The organism is Paenibacillus allorhizosphaerae (assembly GCF_042659105.1).
In the GTDB taxonomy this organism is placed as follows: Bacteria; Bacillota; Bacilli; order Paenibacillales; family NBRC-103111; genus Paenibacillus_G; species Paenibacillus_G allorhizosphaerae.
The window spans coordinates 931,364-949,028 of the sequence record NZ_JBHSRV010000002.1 but is presented as its reverse complement, the minus strand read 5'-3'; the positions used below and the strand labels follow the sequence as shown (position 1 = coordinate 949,028).

At 39.3% G+C, this 17,665-nt stretch carries 19 protein-coding genes and 1 pseudogene; 6 read left to right on the top strand and 14 right to left on the bottom strand.

All coding sequences use genetic code 11. From position 1 onward, the window contains the following. Nucleotides 1-13: 13 nt before the first annotated feature. From ACFQI7_RS13100 to ACFQI7_RS13090, 3 genes are all read right to left on the bottom strand, one after another. Nucleotides 14-2,224 carry a Mu transposase C-terminal domain-containing protein gene (locus ACFQI7_RS13100; RefSeq protein WP_218100416.1) on the bottom strand — a complete coding sequence of 737 codons (2,211 nt, stop codon included), beginning with the start codon at nt 2,222-2,224 and terminating at the stop codon, nt 14-16. A gap of 14 nt (nt 2,225-2,238) precedes the next feature. Next, complete coding sequence (locus ACFQI7_RS13095) at nt 2,239-3,054, bottom strand: TnsA endonuclease N-terminal domain-containing protein (protein WP_218100417.1); 816 nt, start codon at nt 3,052-3,054, stop codon at nt 2,239-2,241. 62 nt (nt 3,055-3,116) lie between these two features. After that, the gene (locus ACFQI7_RS13090; protein WP_218100418.1) at nt 3,117-3,461 is read right to left on the bottom strand and encodes a hypothetical protein; all 345 of its coding nucleotides are present in this window, start codon (nt 3,459-3,461) and stop codon (nt 3,117-3,119) included. Between the two features lie 159 nt (nt 3,462-3,620). On the opposite strand from ACFQI7_RS13090, the gene ACFQI7_RS13085 reads away from it, so the two are divergent. Next, nucleotides 3,621-3,959 (top strand): helix-turn-helix domain-containing protein, encoded by a 339-nt coding sequence (locus ACFQI7_RS13085; RefSeq protein WP_218100419.1) that lies wholly within the window; start codon nt 3,621-3,623, stop codon nt 3,957-3,959. Between the two features lie 297 nt (nt 3,960-4,256). Here ACFQI7_RS13085 and ACFQI7_RS13080 read toward each other — a convergent pair whose 3' ends face one another. The 4 genes and pseudogenes from ACFQI7_RS13080 to ACFQI7_RS13065 all read right to left on the bottom strand — a co-directional run. Then, entirely contained in the window at nt 4,257-4,430 is a 174-nt protein-coding gene (locus tag ACFQI7_RS13080) for a Flp1 family type IVb pilin (RefSeq protein WP_218100420.1), read from the bottom strand. Nucleotides 4,431-4,462: 32 nt separating this feature from the next. Continuing rightward, the gene (locus ACFQI7_RS13075; RefSeq protein WP_230415224.1) at nt 4,463-5,329 is read right to left on the bottom strand and encodes a type II secretion system F family protein; all 867 of its coding nucleotides are present in this window, start codon (nt 5,327-5,329) and stop codon (nt 4,463-4,465) included. A gap of 12 nt (nt 5,330-5,341) precedes the next feature. Continuing rightward, nucleotides 5,342-6,166 (bottom strand): type II secretion system F family protein, encoded by an 825-nt coding sequence (locus ACFQI7_RS13070; RefSeq protein WP_230415201.1) that lies wholly within the window; start codon nt 6,164-6,166, stop codon nt 5,342-5,344. Nucleotides 6,167-6,236: 70 nt separating this feature from the next. Further along, nucleotides 6,237-6,617: pseudogene (locus tag ACFQI7_RS13065) on the bottom strand (ATPase, T2SS/T4P/T4SS family); the annotation flags it as partial. Nucleotides 6,618-6,993: 376 nt separating this feature from the next. On the opposite strand from ACFQI7_RS13065, the gene ACFQI7_RS13060 reads away from it, so the two are divergent. Together ACFQI7_RS13060 and ACFQI7_RS13055 are read left to right on the top strand one after the other, a co-directional pair. Then, nucleotides 6,994-7,311, top strand: coding sequence for an NUMOD4 domain-containing protein (locus ACFQI7_RS13060; protein WP_218100422.1), 318 nt, complete (start codon nt 6,994-6,996; stop codon nt 7,309-7,311). A 683-nt stretch (nt 7,312-7,994) separates the two neighbouring features. Then, on the top strand, nt 7,995-8,825 hold the full coding sequence (locus tag ACFQI7_RS13055) for a replication initiation factor domain-containing protein (protein WP_218100423.1): 831 nt from the start codon (nt 7,995-7,997) through the stop codon (nt 8,823-8,825). A gap of 163 nt (nt 8,826-8,988) precedes the next feature. On the opposite strand, the gene ACFQI7_RS13050 is transcribed toward ACFQI7_RS13055, so the two are convergent. The 7 genes from ACFQI7_RS13050 to ACFQI7_RS13020 form a co-directional block, all read right to left on the bottom strand. Beyond that, complete coding sequence (locus tag ACFQI7_RS13050) at nt 8,989-9,366, bottom strand: hypothetical protein (RefSeq protein WP_218100424.1); 378 nt, start codon at nt 9,364-9,366, stop codon at nt 8,989-8,991. Between the two features lie 103 nt (nt 9,367-9,469). Then, nucleotides 9,470-10,111, bottom strand: coding sequence for a recombinase family protein (locus ACFQI7_RS13045; RefSeq protein WP_218100425.1), 642 nt, complete (start codon nt 10,109-10,111; stop codon nt 9,470-9,472). A 472-nt stretch (nt 10,112-10,583) separates the two neighbouring features. Beyond that, the gene (locus tag ACFQI7_RS13040) at nt 10,584-11,078 is read right to left on the bottom strand and encodes a DUF4411 family protein (protein ID WP_218100426.1); all 495 of its coding nucleotides are present in this window, start codon (nt 11,076-11,078) and stop codon (nt 10,584-10,586) included. Between the two features lie 2 nt (nt 11,079-11,080). Then, a complete protein-coding gene (locus ACFQI7_RS13035; RefSeq protein ID WP_218100427.1) occupies nt 11,081-12,229 on the bottom strand; it encodes an ImmA/IrrE family metallo-endopeptidase in 1,149 nt (382 codons plus the stop codon). Nucleotides 12,230-12,470: 241 nt separating this feature from the next. Next, nucleotides 12,471-13,160 carry a hypothetical protein gene (locus ACFQI7_RS13030; RefSeq protein WP_218100428.1) on the bottom strand — a complete coding sequence of 230 codons (690 nt, stop codon included), beginning with the start codon at nt 13,158-13,160 and terminating at the stop codon, nt 12,471-12,473. A 19-nt stretch (nt 13,161-13,179) separates the two neighbouring features. Next, nucleotides 13,180-14,112 carry a pPIWI-associating nuclease domain-containing protein gene (locus tag ACFQI7_RS13025; RefSeq protein WP_218100429.1) on the bottom strand — a complete coding sequence of 311 codons (933 nt, stop codon included), beginning with the start codon at nt 14,110-14,112 and terminating at the stop codon, nt 13,180-13,182. Between the two features lie 373 nt (nt 14,113-14,485). Then, a complete protein-coding gene (locus tag ACFQI7_RS13020; protein WP_218100430.1) occupies nt 14,486-15,202 on the bottom strand; it encodes a stalk domain-containing protein in 717 nt (238 codons plus the stop codon). Nucleotides 15,203-15,378: 176 nt separating this feature from the next. On the opposite strand from ACFQI7_RS13020, the gene ACFQI7_RS13015 reads away from it, so the two are divergent. The 3 genes from ACFQI7_RS13015 (at nt 15,379) to ACFQI7_RS13005 (ending at nt 17,538) form a co-directional block, all read left to right on the top strand. Further along, nucleotides 15,379-15,570 (top strand): helix-turn-helix domain-containing protein, encoded by a 192-nt coding sequence (locus ACFQI7_RS13015; protein ID WP_218100431.1) that lies wholly within the window; start codon nt 15,379-15,381, stop codon nt 15,568-15,570. A gap of 250 nt (nt 15,571-15,820) precedes the next feature. Further along, the gene (locus ACFQI7_RS13010; RefSeq protein WP_218100432.1) at nt 15,821-16,012 is read left to right on the top strand and encodes a hypothetical protein; all 192 of its coding nucleotides are present in this window, start codon (nt 15,821-15,823) and stop codon (nt 16,010-16,012) included. An 86-nt stretch (nt 16,013-16,098) separates the two neighbouring features. Then, a complete protein-coding gene (locus ACFQI7_RS13005) occupies nt 16,099-17,538 on the top strand; it encodes a TOTE conflict system archaeo-eukaryotic primase domain-containing protein (protein ID WP_218100433.1) in 1,440 nt (479 codons plus the stop codon). The last annotated feature ends 127 nt before the right edge of the window (nt 17,539-17,665 follow it).

Genomic DNA, 17,665 nt, shown 5'->3' with positions numbered 1-17,665 from the left:
CTTACCACCATCCTTAACTGGATTTCATTGCTTGTTCGGAAAGTAAAGCCATGAGGCGAGCATTTCCTATCGCTTTTTCCTCAGAAGCTTCCTGTTTGTTAATAGATGTTTCGGATAAAACGACATTATCGCCATTGATTTCGTTATCATCAAAAGAAACCTCTTCGTTGGGGTTGTTGTAGAAAAAATGCTCTTTTGCGCGGTTAAGCTCCTTCTCCATTGCTTTACGTTCCGCGATACCATTAATAGGTTTGGAATGGTTTGAACCTGCCGCTTGCTTAATTAACTTGGCCGTCTCAGTGATCTTGTCCCTATTATAACCCTTTACTGCTTCGGCCTGCTCCTCAGCTTCTTTATATACTTCATGCTCCAAATCGATTACTTCCAGAATGTGCAAAAACTCGTCCCACGTCTTTTCTTTTGCATTATGGTCAGGATCAATCATGACAAGCTCTTGGTAACCGATCCCGTTTTCACCTTTAAGGATAACTTTGTCCGTAAATCTTGGGTCATAAGCAATGTTCAATTGTTGCCCCATTCGCGGATTTCCATCAACAAACCATCCTTCACGTATAGCTTGATCACATTTATAGTGAATACCCTTAAATTTGATTCCAAGGTTTGTGATCCTTCCCGTTTCAGTCGGCAATAAATTTATTTTCAACACATCCTCTTGGAAAGTACGGAGACAATGGCCTCTTCTTTTCATTCCCCACAGCCATAAATCGCGAGGAATAGGTTTTATACCCTCGGCAATCATATGCTCATCTAACTCATATCCCTTCATCCAATGATCATTGTTGTGCCAGATTGCCAAATCGATCATGATTTCAGAAAATTCTCTTAGGGTAAGTACCGCTTTCGTTCTTGGGTCTGGATCTCCCCTACGGCGCATTTCCATAGAGACTTCACCTGGCAACCGGCTTATGGCCCCGACTTTATAAACATTGAAAAAGCTCTCCACTAAAGCTTTCCAATCTGCACGATAAGGAGCCATATATTCGATATCGACACCCAATAAATTTCGAAGTCCTGTATTTTTTTTGGTTAGCATTTCTCCTCGATCTGCAGTGAATTGTCTAGGAAGATAGACCGCCGGCCAGTCTTCTTCAGCAATTGGGATTCCGAGCTTACGGCAATACTCTACCTTTGAAGATCCAGTATTGTAAATCGCCATCGCTGCACCTAAATAGGACGGCCCCTCGAACCCGATATAAAGGCCAACAATGAAGTGACTAAACAAATCGATTACACTATAGATAACCGGTCGGCCAATTGGCAAAAATTCTCTGTAGCTGCTTGTCAAGTAGATATCAGCGATTGTTGCATCGATATGGAATACCGAGCCTGGTGCTAGAGCAGCTTTCGTTTGGTTCCCGATTTTTGCCCTTAGTTCGAGATTAAATCTTCGTTCTCCCACTAAAGCAAGGGAGTCGCCAATAAAATTAGAATTTTTAAATTTGTTAACGTAATAGCAAAACGTCTTAAACTCGGGTCTTTGCTCTCTAGGAAGAAGCACGGGTTTAATCCTACCGTTTCCCTCTTCATAAAGACTGATAAAAAAGGTTCGCAGCATTTTTTTGAACGATTCCCTCAGAGAAAGATTCTCTCTAAGGTGATATTTCCTGTAAGCAAACTTGAACTTCTTCAAAACATAATCATCCGTGTTTATTCCAACTTTCTCGGGTTCTAGTCTGGTAATTTTTCGTTTCCTGCCTCTTTTTGCTGTTAGATTTGTTGCTACTTTATCACTGCCTCGCCCACCGCAGTTATGGTAGTGATTAAGGAGACCGATCTTGATCTTTCCAGACCTCCAATATTTTTTTAAGCAACGATGAACTCTGGGCATGGAAAAACCCGTCTTATTCATGCAATCGGTTACCATCGGCCCCCGGTAATCGCTAACGTAGATGTAAGGCTCATTCTCCACTAATTCCTTTATAGCATTCCAAGCCTCGTCAATTTCCTCTTTACGATCATCAGGCAGAGATTCGTACGAAAACTTCTCCACTTCTGTTGAGAAATTCACGACTCGTGCTTCTTCAGAAAGAATTGCTGTTGATACATCTTCTACTAGCCTCATAACGGGAAAGTCTTCCGCATTCAGATTAATGACATATAAATAATCCTGATCGGGAGAGATATAAAGGATGCGCTCAAATTTGGAATTGTTGTCTTCGAACGGAGTCCACTGTAAAACTTGATTTACTGTGAGTACTTGCATGGGTTGATTGCCTCCTACCTCGGAAGTGTTATCTTGATAACGTTGCAGGGATGGATAACTTGCTCCATATTTGTGACCAGTTTCTTGTTTGCGATTAAATGCTTAACCATTGTCAAGCAAGTACTGGGCGGAACTTGAAAATATTCATCCAACGCATCAGTAAAATCAGCCAGCTTTTGCCTAGTCACCGGTAGATGCTTCAGAATCTTTTCCTTAATGTCTTGCAAAGTGTTCATCTCTATATTTGAAAACAATCCGAATAGGTCACGTGACTTATGAAGCCATTGTATATTTTGAACCATTGGTACCAAGATAGATTTTTCTGTTACGACATTCCAGTCCACATTTCTTCTCGACCAGTATATCTTTTCTATTAATTGCTTTTCTTTTGTACGTTGGTCCTTAAGGTCATCCTCATACTTAACTGACCTCGCTTTAATCTTTGAACCATGTGTAGTCTCGAACGTTGGCACAACGTCCGTTGTAATCACGATATCGACCCCAGTCCGTGTATCCTTCGGATGCTCAACACCCAGATCAGTTGCTATTGCCTGAGTTTCTTCTCGCGGCAGAAGAGGAAATTGTTCTCGAATATCGATAATGCTATCGCCCCATTCCAGGATGTAGAAATACGATGCTTCAAGGAAAGATAAAAAATGATGTTCCCTTCCTGTCTTCCACCCCCCTCGAATGCTGGATTTCCCCTTCGAAGGTACCTCATGAACGTATATCCAAGGGATATAGGATCGGCCTGTTCCGCTCCCTCGACCTTCGGCTATTCGCTTTGCGATCGTCTTCTCATCAATGGCATACTTAAATTTGGCCGGCATTTACTCACCCCATAAACTGGAAAATGGAATATTCAAAGATATTATCCCAATTTTTTGATTTACTATTCAGATCGATAGCGTTTTTTTCGAAACGGCTGTATACGACGTTTCTTTTCTACTTTTCTGATTTTTTTTAGTCTATTAATTTCCTCAAAATAAGCATGCCGAACTTCTTCAGAAACATTTATTGGATTATTTAATTCAGATGCCAAAAAGGCTTTATGCTTTTTTAAAATCAAAATGTATCTTTTGTCGTTTTTAAAATAGGCTACCCATACCAATTTGTTGATCTGACGATTCGCTGGATGAAACCACTGTTTTCGAATAGCCACCTTGCAAGAATAATACGAGGATTTAAAATAGATACCTTTAGGTGTAATGAAGGCTTTACTGAAGAATATGGCCATAAAAAATCCACCTCTTTGAACCGAATTATTAATCTATAATTCTAGTAATTTCCTAAATATATCATTTTATACTTATGGATAGTTATTTTCATTTTTTATACTTATAGGATCATGTTTCCGAACCTTTCTCTTGTCTACACTTGTTTTGAGGTGTTGTTCATGACAGGCGATATTTTAAAACTTGTGGGATCCCGCATACGTGACATTCGAAAAGAAAAGGATCTAACGCTAGAGAAATTCGGGGAGATATCGGGATTCCATTTTGCATATGTGGGGGCAGTTGAACGCGGAGAGAAAAACATCACGTTGTTAAATCTGGAGAAAATGGCAGAAGCCCTTGAAGTTGAAGTTCAAGAACTTTTTCGGTATGCGGATATTCAATTGGGGCCAACCAACAAGCAACGGGATTTACAGGAGATGGTTGATCTTCTAATTAAACAGTCGGACGAGGATATTGTTAAGGCTAAAATTATATTGCGTGAGATATTTAGAAAGTAAGGAACAAATACGATACATCGACAACAAAGGAAGCGCCTCCTCTTGAAGTGCTTCCTTTGTCATTGAATATAAAATTTATTTATAGTTTTTTTATACTACCTCAATTATTCCTTCATCATCTTTTTTTGCAAAGTCTAACTAATGGAATAAACATTTCGGAAACACCAGTAATAACAAGGGTTTGTTCTGGATTTGTTTACTTTTGTAAATATCACTAACGAGCTTTATTTTCCAATAACGAACTTTCTCGCTCACTAACGCATTTTATTTTCGACTAACAATTTTTATTTTCCATCATCAGTTGACTTCCGTATTCGCGTTATTAAACAAATCCCCCACCCATTTCATGATCCACTTTCGGAAAGCAATGGCAATAATAAGCAGCACGGCAATAATGAGTAATATTTCCAGCGTGCCGAGTCCGTCCTCTTCTTTCCAAAATCGTTTCCATCCTGCTTGAACCAGCGTCATTTCTCAAACACTCCTTTTTATCGTAACGTTCGTTAATTCATCACAAGCAGCGCGGGGGCGGCGATAATGACCATCACTGCAAAAAAGATGAGCACCATCGGGAATACCATTTTCGAAGACGCTTCCTCGCCGAGCGTTCGTGCCAAGGATTTGCGTTTTTCCCATAGCGTGACCGATAGTTCTTTTAACGAGATGATTAAATCCTCTCCTCCACGCTTATAGTTGAGCAGCAGTGTCGTTGTAAATAACGAGACCTCCGGCAAGCCACAACGTTTGCTGAAATCTTCCATGACCCTTGGGAACGAGGTGTTCATCTTCAGCGCGTATACGGCTGCATTCAACTCCTTTTGCAGCGGAGTCATTTCCGCCTCCTTCGTAGGTACCGTACGGACGAGCGCCTGAGCCACCGTCTCGCCCGCTCCGATCAATAACATCAGTTGATTTACGATTTCCGGAAGTTCGATCAGCATTTGTTGTTTTCTCCGCTTCAGCCGATCGAACGTTTGCTTATAGAGCAAAAACGGAAGAAGAAGCGCTATCAGCGCGCCATAAACGAGCACTTCAGCGTTCCCGTCCGCCGCGCCTCCAAGCGCAGTAAACAAGGAAAAGACACCGAACATCATGATCAGCATTTTAGCCAGGAACCATCTGGTGTAGGGAAGCGCTTGTTTGGCCCCGTACAAACCGACCATGAGATGGTGGATTTTCCCCACGGATGCAGTAAAGCGCTCAGCCAACCGGCATCGATCCGTCAGCCATAACGCAGCTGCGCTTAATAAGACGAAAGCGGTGCCCCGGAACAATTCCGGATGGCCTTTTATCCAGTCCAAGTAATGCCGGCGGCCGCACATGACGGCCATTCCCGCCGCTACCACCTCCAGCAACAACAGAACATTCATCCACAAACGGTGTCACACCTTTATGTCCATAATTTTTTGCGTTATGAAGAAGCTTGCCGCGAATACGACGAGTGCACCGGTCATGATGAGCGGACCGCCTCCGGTGTACAAAGGCTCCATATAATCCGGCGTGCTCCAGGCAAGCGCAGCCACGATTACCAGAGGCGCAGCGGTCAGCACTTTGGCTTCGAACCGCTTTTGTGCAAGTAACACTTTCGTCTCCTGCTCGATCTCCAGCTTCTCCTGCAGCAGCATCGCCGTACGGCGCACGACTTGCACAAGACTTCCGCCCAGCCGCTTGCATGTCACGAATACATCGGTAAACTGCTCGATTTCCGCGATTCCCGCTCTACGGCTGAAACCGATCATGCAAGCCTCCACCGTTTCTCCGTTCTCGATTTTGCGATTCATCACCTCAAGTTCTCGGATGATCATAACGCCGGAATCGGGATATAACAGACGAAGATCGTTTAAAGCCTCCTGCATCGCGGATTCTACGGATCTTCCGGCGCCAAGCGCCGACGATAGCGCTGCCAGCAGCTGTTTAAATTGCAATTTCACATTGTCTTTTTGCTTCCGAATTAACCCTTTGCGATATATGAACGGATAACCCGTTCCAATGAGGGCAAACACAATGACGGCTAGCGGGCGGTTGTAGAACACGTATGCAATGCCGCCCATCACCGCGGCTCCCCATAAAGCCGACCACAGCAGTTGGCTTACGGACATCGTGTAGCTGTTGTAATCGGGCAGCACCGCTTTTGACTCCGCTCCGCGTTTACCAGGGCGCAGCAGCATGGCTTCGTTGCGCAGCATGCCTATTACATTGGACTTCAAACGCCAACCTCCTTCCGCAAACTTCTCCGCGTTTATTCATCGCTGCATGGCAGCGAAAGCGATGCCTCGTTCATGCGAGCCCCGCCATTTCCAGCTTCCATACGCGCTGCATCGATTGTCCGGTCCGCCGCAATCCTCCTTCCACTTTCCCTTCAAGCGACGTCCCTGACTCAACAAAGCGGTACAACGAATTCAGCTGAATCTCGCCATCCTTCATCCCGGCAATTTCCGTTATTTCGGTCACGCGCCGCGAGCGGTCGCGCAACCGCTGAAGATGCACCATCACATCAATCGATGACGTAATCTGCTTGCGAACGACTTCCACCGGCAAATTGGCCGCCCCGCCCAGCACCATCGTTTCCAAACGGCTCAGCATATCTTTGACGGAGTTCGCATGGCCGGTAGACAAACTGCCGTCGTGTCCCGTGTTCATCGCCTGTAAAACGTCTATATAATAGGGCATATGGAAAGGTGTCTTTTCCGTATCGGCTACAAAAATTAAATCTAGTCCGATTACGATTTCTTCCATTCTTCAAGACGCCTAGAATCGTTTTGGTACCTATCCACTTCCAAATGCCAATAACGGCTTACAAGCCATTGTAGAGAGTCTGAGAGGGCGATCTATACAGCGCCTATAGCGTGATTCCTCTTCTCTAGTAAATTGTTCGAAATTGTTTTATTTTGCCAAGATAGGATAAAAAGTCATCATTTCATCTCTTTAGTGAGTGAGGCTGAAAACAGGATATACCGAAAACCTTTGCCAGACATGGTAAGGGCTATTTGTCGTTCCCTCCTCAACAATTCGACACAAAAGGAGATGCGTTATCATGACAAACAGCAAGGTAAATGAAAATCATAATGAGGATTTACAAGGTGAAGCATGGCTTCCAGTAACAAATTATGAGGGAATATACGAGGTATCAAATCATGGACGAATTAAGAGTCTTAGCAATAGTATTTCTCGTAAAGAAAAGATTCTGAGACAGCAACTACGCAATGGATATATGAGTGTTGAACTGTCTAAGAAAGATCAAAAGGCAAAGAAGTTCTTTGTTCATAGGTTAGTTGCAATAGCGTTTATTCCTAATCCGGAAAACAAAGAGCAATGCAATCATGAAAACGGTAATAATTGGATAATAGACTAGAAAACTTAAATTGGATGACTCCAAAAGAGAATATCGCTCACGCCCTAGCACATGGACTAATGCAGAAGAGTAACAAACCAATAGTTGCTACTCACATTGAGACAGGAGAACAAATTCAGTTTGAGTCACATACAGAAGTATCTAGGGAACTTGGCGTGAGTATGAACACTATCTATAACGTGCTACAAGGTAAAATATCACATGTTAATCGTTGGAAGTTAGAGCGTTCACAAGCTGGTTAATCGAGTCCCAAACAATCATTGGCAAAGTGCAATGTTAACATAGATTATCTTTCTTTAATCCTCAGACACGAACAATCGTGTTTGAGGATTTTGCTTGTTTTATATCACAAAATATAAGGAGTGATTGCATTGGCTGAGATTAAAGACAGAAGTATCTATATAACTAAGCGCAAGAGGAAACGAATCAGTGTCAAGTCAATCTCAGAGCGGATTGGCTGTGACGCTATTAGCATCAGTAAGTATGAACATGGTACAATCAATGCTATGTCACAGACTCATATTGATCTATATAAAAAAGTAATTGATAACGATATGTGAGCGAGAGCATTATGACAATTACGGTTAGTTTCCAGATTTCCGTAATATTAAGAGCAGCATACAACTGATAAGGCTAGACAATTATATAAATAAAAATTATAGAAATGATGTGACAATTTTCGCATGAATCAAAATGATCTAAACCTAAATGAACTGACCAATAGATTTTCAATTAAGAATGTAAGTATTGATAGGCTATATCTAGCTGTTGACAGCATGGGCATTGCTTCAAGATTGCAAAGAATGTTTCCTTTCAACCAATCCAGTCGTTATTACCGTAGCAAGTTCAGCAATAACGGCTTCACAATCTATGTTGACCCTATAGTAAGAAACATTCCGAAAGTAAAACTCATCATCAATACCAAACGTCATCGAAATGAACTGACTGAACCAATAAAAGAAGTCCTAGCACTAACAAAAGACTGGATTATTTCCGCTTTAGACATTGCATATGACTTCAATGTGAAAATGTCTAACACTTTCGTACTAGCTAGAGCAAATGCAATAAAGAATACATACGATAGAAATGTTTATTGGTTCAGCCGCAGGAATGACAGCAGATCATTGTTGTACGACAAGAAAAAGCAACTGGAAGAAAAGGGCAAAAAAGTAAATGACAACAACTGGATTAGATATGAGATTCGTCTATGCCCTAAAAGTAAGATGCCTTTGGTTAATATGGACTTTTCTTATCTTGAATCTTTGATTGATAAGCATATTTTCGTTCCAAGCTACTCTAAGCTAGAGAGTCTCAGTACAAACGACAAGGAAATTCTGCGTGATGTGAAGAGAAGAAAAAACTATGACTTCATTGGACTAGGAACAGCTTATCAAATAACAAATATAAAAAAGACACTTCGCTCGAACGGAGTGCCTTTCTATCAAATATTCGATTTAATGAAAGATCAAATGTTCAAACACATAATTGAAGCGATTAGAGTTGATTACCACTGACTAAATAAAATCAATCTTCCATTGAGAAAAGTGTCAGACATGAACTGACCAAGAGCATAGTAAAGTATTGAGGTTTTAGTTCTTACGACACAAAGAAATGCCTAACTTCTTTTGTGTTAGAAAAAGTCTCACGAGAGTTCAGCCTGTTGAATATACACCTATTTCATGTTTTGTTTCTTTTTCTTAAACCTAGATATCCAGTAATAGCTTCTAAAAAAGAGAGTGATACCACAAAAAAAGTTAAGAGTGTATAGTCATGTTCAAGTATGTTATTGATAAATTTATTATCAATAACAGTAAGAAACCCAAGAGTAAAATACTGAAGATATTTTGTGGTATTTAAGGCATAATCAATTGTATCAAGATTGATTGTATTACCCTTTATCTTTGTAGCTACGAAAACATTGTAAATAACCAAAATGAACGCATATGTAGTTAGAGTTTTTACTCCCAATCCACTACTTGTAACTACAAACAGGAATAACATAGTGATTATAACAGCGATACCTCTATAATACTTTTGTAACATACGTTTATTCATTTCATATCTCGCCCCCGTCTAATTGATGTATGAGATGGCATTATACGGACTCTATTACTCTCTGGTTAATATATCATGAGTTAGTTTTCAACTCTATAAGCACTTATAAGGATTGTTCGTATTCTTTGACCACTTTGTAGAAGTTAGACTTCTTCAACCCAATAGAAGTCATAAACGCTACCGCAGTCGTATTTCCTGCTTTCCATTCCGCATAACCTTTCGCAAACTTATCAGCGTCGATTGTGCTTAGGTCAGCTTTAGGTCTACCTAAATGCTTATTGCGTTGCTTAGCTGATGCAATACCTTCTGCTTGTCTAAGCTTGATACGTTCACGCTCCTCCTGTGCTTGCCATGCCATCAATTCAAAGATGATGTTACCGATACTGTCCATTAACTCTTTATTAGCACCATGCTCACTGTAGAACTTATCTAGCATTGGCATGTCTAGGATACGGACACGAACACCCATATCCTTATAGTAAGCCCATTCAGACTTGATGTCGTTTTTGTTGCGTCCTAGACGGTCTAGTGACTTAATGACCAGTGTATCACCAGTTCTCAAACATTGGTTACGCATGTATTGATATCCAATTCTATCCATATCCTTACCAGATGCTTCATCTTTAAATATGTTATTTGGAGAGATGCCTTGCTTCAACATCTCATCCATCTGCCGATCCAGTTTCTGAGACTTACTTGATACACGGATATAAGCGAAAACCTTGCTATTTGCTTGTTCACTCATTGTGTTTTTCCCTCCTCTTGGTCAACTTCTATATTTTCAATTTTAACACGATTGTCCGTAAAGGTCAAAATGCATACTACTTGTTTATGGACGTCCATAAACTATAAACCAATACCATTTTGAACGTCGATTATTGATTCCAAAATGGTGTACCTTTATGGACGGACAGAGCAACCAGTCACACCATTACTCATTGATGACTTTATCCCTTTTTACTAAAGGTCGTATATTCGTTTGATGTTGATTTTCGACCAAAAGAAAAACCGCCCTTGTTGAGCGGTTCATTCGATTCATTTAACTATCGTTTCTCGTTAGCGGAATGACTTGTATTTTTAACCTATAGTACGGTTCACCGTATCTAAGCACAAAGTAAAGTTCGATCATAAAATAAACATCTGTAAATAAGACAAAACCAAAATGGAGTGGTTTTTAAATTGTTGGTACTTAGAGCCAAACTATACACTAATAATAGCTAAAAACTAACCTGTAAACTTCGCAGCATTTCAAAAGTGTTTACATAATCAACATTAAACTTTCTACATACGACCGGGATTAGTATTCTCTTTCTCATTTCGGGATTGTATGCTTCATGTGTGACGAGCGTATATTTTTTAGATTTTGCATAGGCAATTAACCAGGCATCCGCATTTCGAGCAAATTCTTCTTTTGCACTGGGTGTAAATTGTGGATTACTATATGCCCACTGTTGTATTTCTGCATAATTATCAATTACATCTTGGGAGTCTGTTCTCTCAAAATAATATTTAAAGTTTTCAGCAGTCCATAAATGCAACCTATCTGCATTTTTCGGGTTAGGAGAAATAATCTCATCCTGAATCTTGTCAATACTGCGGATATTATTTTGGCTAGCATGGCTAACTAGGGATTTCCAAAAACTTGGTGCCAAATCAAAATCATAATACCCTCTATGTGCACTGATGAATACATTCGCATCTAATACATACAACTTTATACACCCCTTTCTCTCACTAAGGAAACAAAGTTCTCAAACGTTTTATTTCTTAATCCAGTTAATTTAAATGCATCAGTATATTGAATATTTCCTGTAAGGGTTTGATAAATAACTGCATTTGTAAAAGTGTTCCCTAGTCTGCTTATGGTTGTATTATAAAAATCGCCCCCGGAATTTGTTTTCGGCTGCTGATTTTTTAATTTTTTCAAATAATCATTGTAGAAGCTAAAAAACTCTTCTCTAGTAATGCAGTTTAATTCCAACGCCCTTCTTCCAATAACAATCGGACTGACCTTAAATATGTTGCTTAATGCTTCATAAATTACAGCATTGGGATAAAGAGATTTCCACTGTTTCAAAAATAACTCCTTTGGACATAACATTTCTGCCGCTGCTTCATTACATAATTTCTCAACATCTGCACTTTGGGTATTTAAAGGCGATGCCTCAACGACTGCACTTGAACCTAAGAGAATATGCGCTATTTCGTGTATAAGAGTGAAAATTTGAGCAGATTTTGTATCGGCTGCATTAATGAAAATCAAGGGTGCCATATTATCCACTAATACGAACCCTCTAAACTCCGAAACATCTAATGGACGATGAGTATTGACACCTACAATTCCATTTTGCATTACAATAATTCTATTCTTTTCACATCTTGAAGATAAAAATTTTAATGCATCGTGAAAAGTCTTATGTTGACGTGCCCAATCTTGTTGTAATCCTAATAGGTCGAAAATAGTATTTGCTAAATGAGCCGCATTAGAACCCCGATGAGAACCAACAAACTCTAGTTCTGTTCCAACATATTGCTCATAATAGTCTCGCATAAAGTCTTGCCTTCTCTGCATGATATGTAAAGTTTCTATCAGGTCAGGGCTTACTTGTCCGTTGTCGCCTTCCTCTAGTGTTCTGTAATGTGGAATTGGTAGCGTTTCTACAGGAGGTGCCATCAAGAAAAAATACCCTAAAGGAGTGGCTGTGGATGCAGCAAAATCTTCAAGTTGCTTAAATGTTGGTTGCTTTTCTCCTGTCAACCACTTATCTAAAAACTTAAATTTTTTGTGCAAGTTATTCCGTTGAACACTTCGATTATAAGCCCAAATTAGTAACTCCTTTTTGATCGGGACTCTTGTAGTCATAGTTCACCTCCCGCATACATTCAATTCTCTTTTGCAGCATTTACCTAGGACATTTTAACCATACCATGATTTGGGAATATTATGCTATAGTATCTTCATAAATTTTTTTCCCCCGTAACCTTCTTCCCTCAATCTACAGAAGACCTCTCTCCCTCAACTCATTGTCAAAAGGCATAAGTTTCGAATGAGAGTATTTAAAGGTGAGCAGGAGTTTCAGAATGTTGCCTTAATGGATAATGAATTAGTCGTGTTTAATGTAGCCTATTGCTGGAAGAAGGTTCACCTTACTGGGTGACAAATCATGATACAGTCCACAATGACTACACCAAAATTTTGTTGACCCAAAAGCTAAATGCACATAATCATCTTCGCTTTCTAGGAGTAAACCCATCGCAGGATTTTGTTTGTATTCCTTGTATTTCCTTAACCCTTCTTTATATGGGGTTTCGTTTTCAGCTAGGACAATCCAATTATGTTCGCATTCTCCATGCTTTTTGATTTCCCTGCTACACGGATAGGATACTGTGGTTGGTCTTGTATTTCCCACCCTGTAATATTCAAATTGATGCGGTTTCCCGATTGTAATCACAAGGACATCACCACAAATACAACTGCGATATAACTTGGTACCTTCGTCATAGTCGCTATTAATATACCAACCGCTGTGTGTTCTATCGTTGTGCTGTGAAACACATCTCCAACAAGTATGATTAACTTGCGTATTGATTAGGGTCTTCTTACATATAATGCATGTTCGTCCTGCAACCATGCGCTGATAATCAAGTTTTGTTTCATGTTGCCTAATCATTTTTGAGTCAATAGAAAAGCAATCTTTACATAGTGTATAGATGTCAGAGGTAGAGTCTATTTTCTCATGACATCTATCGCATCTCGTTTCAACTCTAAGTCCAAAAAAGCGTTTGATCTTCATGAAGTTGTCATCCCTCTAACTAAAAGTGTATATCTCTGTCAGGGTCTTCTCTGTCATCTTCCCCTGTTGCTTCCTCCATGTCGTGATCTGCCCAATCATCCTCTTCTTCCTCCTCTGAGTTGTCATAGAATTTGTCCGTATCAACGATGATGTCATCTGTCTCAATATTGATTTCCAAAGGATATTCGACATCAAGTTGGAGATTGATTTCGAATGGATAGGAATCACTAAATCTAACGCCATCCCCGCGTGCGTAGTCACCATCAGAGCCATATTGGTGTTCAATATCAACCGAACCACTTACTTGAACATCGATATGTTCATGATCGATTGACCGCACAACGATTTCGGTAATATCGCTTCCTTCGACAATATAATGCGTGGATAAGATGTCGACTTCAACCAACACATCATCAATTGTTGCTATGGAAATTGCTTTGTTCAAGGATTCTTCCAGTGCATCAGATACAATTCCTTTAAGTTCTTCAATCGTCTCGAAGAATCGCTTCACCACTAACAGTGTGTCTTCAACAAGCTTGTTCCCGCTCGCATGATCAATATTAAACGTACTTTCGTCGTAATGAACGTACTCACTGAGTTCGTCTACTACTTGATGGATTCTGTTCGTGATTAACACAAGATCAACTTCAAGAACGTCTGAGACAAACTCGTCAGACAGTCCCCCGCGAATCGCGTACTGCATTTTTTCCGTCCGCTTTGGAGTTGTTCTTTTTCCGTTATTGTCATCCCACCAACAACATTGTACAACTTCTTCATTTGGAGCCAAACGATCAACGATGTGGTTTACGAGTTCCCTAATCCCCAATGAGAAAAAAGAGAAACGAAGCGGGTTGGCTGTCGATGCCAGCACATCGAGCGATGCATTAAATGCCTTAACCTCCAACGTGCCTTTTAGGTACTTTTCAATAATCTTACTTAGATTATCTTCCATATTCGGGAATCATCCTTTTTACAGTTAATGTATATTTCGGCCCCTTCAAAGATTAACATAGCATTATTATAAACGATTGTGGATGATGTGCTAGTATTTTACAATATCAAAGCCAAGATAGGGCTATCGGATGTATGTAAGTGATGCACCGTGGGGGGGTGTTTTACAGTATTTAAGATTTCGTATTATGCATTTCTATAGCGTACACTACCCCACAGAAACACATTAATTATCTTTAACGATACGAAAGGTTAATTCAAAATAGTAGTATATTTCTTGCTGTTATTCACCTAAACTCTGTATCTTCTCGTAGAAGCGTTACCCTGTTAATAAAAAAACGAACTCTTTATGATGAGTTCGCTTTCTAATACTGCTAATATACAACGGCATCTGTAATGATAACTTTTTCAGTTGTAAAATTTACCCTCTTACTATCCGTAGTTCCATAGATATGTATATCCAAATAATCTACATCACCAATGGTCGATATCTCTACTTGTTTCAACTGATCTGATTCACTCACTGTAAATTTCTTTAATTCAACCTTGTTTTTCTGATCTGACACAACAATAGTAGCCGCGCTACCAACTACTCCAACTCTAAACGAAAGCTTTTGATACTTTGCATTTAATCTAAAGTTCATTGTGCTTGGTAGAATGTCATGCGGTTTTAACGAGTAAAATCCCTCGTTTATTCTTTCTCCATGAATCGAAAGAATATCTGCATCTCTTGAAGATACAGCAGTGGAACTACTGCCTACTCTAAATTTTACAAGCTTTTCCCCTTTCCCCTCATGCTCACCTAGCATAATTGTACTTGTTTTCTCATCATAATTTACTGAAACACCTAATGCTTGGCTTAAAGAACGAACAGGAAGATAAGAGTCGCCATTGTAAATTATTGGACTCAGCTTATTTCCATCACTATCTTTAGGAACGAATTGATTACCTTGGAGCTTGATGTTCATGGATTGATTAATATATGCCGTAATCTCCTTCAAATTGGAATCAGCCATTACCCCTGTAAAAGCCCCCATAGTGAATACAGAACTCAGCACAAGTGCTGATGCAATGATGGTTTTTCTGTTCATTCAGATTCTCCTAATTTTTAAGGTAAATATAATACCAAGTATTTAATAGATATCGTTCAATATAATACCATAAATATCGCATATATGATTATAGAAATCCGCTCTGCCAAAATCGCTTAACAAATTAAGGTCAAATCACTTAATTAGTTAAGAAGACATTTTGAGGAGGGATTTGAATGGAGTTAAATTTAAGTCTAAGACACTCATATCGCATACTACGCAATCAGAAAAAAATCAAATTAAAAGCCCTCGCTGAAATCATAGGAGTTTCTGTACCTATGTTATCAATGTACGAGAATGAAATTGTTAACCTACAAAAAGACAAAGAGCAAAAATATCGTTCATTCATAATAACACTAACCGAGTAATTAAGATTACAGTTTAACGTAGTAACCAGATTAATGTAAATTTCATGGCATTAACTACTATATGAAGTGAAGGTCTCTCCGAGAATCGGGGAGCGTAAAGTTAGTTAGACAAGAAATAATCATAGCAACAATTCACAAGCAATCATTGGGCTGTCCAATGTGACATAGATTATCTTCTCTTTAACCCCAAATACGAAAATCGTGCATGGGGTTTTTACTTTAATTTGTGAAGCCAAAGGAGCGAAATTAGATGAACGATAAGTTTTTCTTCTGTTACTCAACAAACATGCAAATGTTTTTGAAAAATAAAGGGTTCAGTTATATCTGCTGCGCTTATCACGCAAAAACAATGAGAAAGTTCTGGCAGTTCAAACTCAATAAAGCGTTACAGGCTGCGTTAGACGAATATCGTGAACAAGGATTTGAGTTAAAGCGGACTTAACAAGGTGACTTGTCGAGTCCTTTTCTCATGTAATTACATGCTGATAATTCAAAAAGACAATTGATAATTCAAAGGGGCGTTGATTAATGCAAAAGGAAGTAATCAAGAAACTAAGTGATTTATATATAGTTCAAAGAGGTAAATATCTGTCACAAAGTAAGAGAGGTACATGGCGTCATGTTACCGCAGGACATCCGAACCAGTACACCAAGAAAAAAGATATAAGGCTGTCAGATTGGCATTTAGAAAACCATTTGAATGGTAACTTTACCATCGGAACATTCGCAGGTGATTTCGGTAGTATCTTCATGTCATTTGACGTAGACTTTCATGACAATCAAATGGCTAAATGGATTACTTATAAGATCGCATATACACTTAATTCTTTTGGAATCGACCATCACATCAGCTTTAGCGGTTCAAAGGGTTATCACATTGATATATTCTTTGAAGATAAGATTACAGTAAAACATGCAAGGAAATTCTTTGACTATGTGATTGAGAAGTCAGATGTTAAACAACACACACAGGGGCAAGTAGAATTTCGCGTTAGTGAGAAACAAGGAATTAAACTGCCACTTGGAATCCATCAAGTAACAAAGAATTTTTGTGGCTTCTGTCGTGTCGTAGAGGGATTAAGAGTCATGAACAAAGAACAGAGTGAAAAGTATCTGTTGAAGATAACGCAGATACCAAGTACGCAAGTATTAAATGTTATCGAAATTGCTGAATCAGAATTAGATGAAATTGATACAAAGCAGTTCATTGAAGCACAAGATGCGATCAGCCCATTTGTACCACTGGCGAATCATGAACAGTCAGAAGATTACTCGATTTCGCGGGCGCAGAAGCTTCTAACAGAAGGATTACAAGTACAAGGTAGCCGACATAACTCAACATTTTTAATTTGTATGTATCTCAAATACTGTGGATACGAGCGAGACGATTGCAAAAACGAATTGTATGATTGGATGGACGCGCAAAACCCTGATTCATATACAACGAAGTTAAGCGATTGTTACAAGGACATTGATTTAATCGTTCGAGATGTTTATGAGAAGGATTATAATCTAAGCGGTGTTAACAAAGACTTGACAGTTAATCTAAACGAATTAAAATGGATTATTGATAAGTGTCCTCAGAAAAATCAGAAACTAATCACATATGCACTGCTGAAACACTCTAAACGCCATGCAAGTATGCAAGGCGTTTTTTATATGCCGTTTTCAATGATCGCATCAGCAACAGGTGTCGATGAGAAAACAGCAAGAAACCAAGTAAATAAGCTAATCAATTTAGGTGTCATCGAAGCTGTTGCACGCAACAGAAAGCCAGTAAGTGGAAAAGGATTGCAACGGCATAAACCTAATCTGTATCGCTTGAATATTGATGTTATTGTTGATGATTCAAATGTGTTGACGATTAATGAATCACACGATTTTAAGTCGTGCATGTTGTTCTTCTTCGACAATAAAGAATTAAGGAAATTGTTGCCAAGAAAACAATATGAGAGTTTGGTTGGCTGATTTGAATGTTACTTGTGCGTTGATGCTGTTTATGTAATCGACGCACAAGCTGACTGGTCAATCATTGGTTGATGCTTGTACTGATTGAGTACATAGTGCTTGCAATGCTTATAACCTTTTAAGTTCC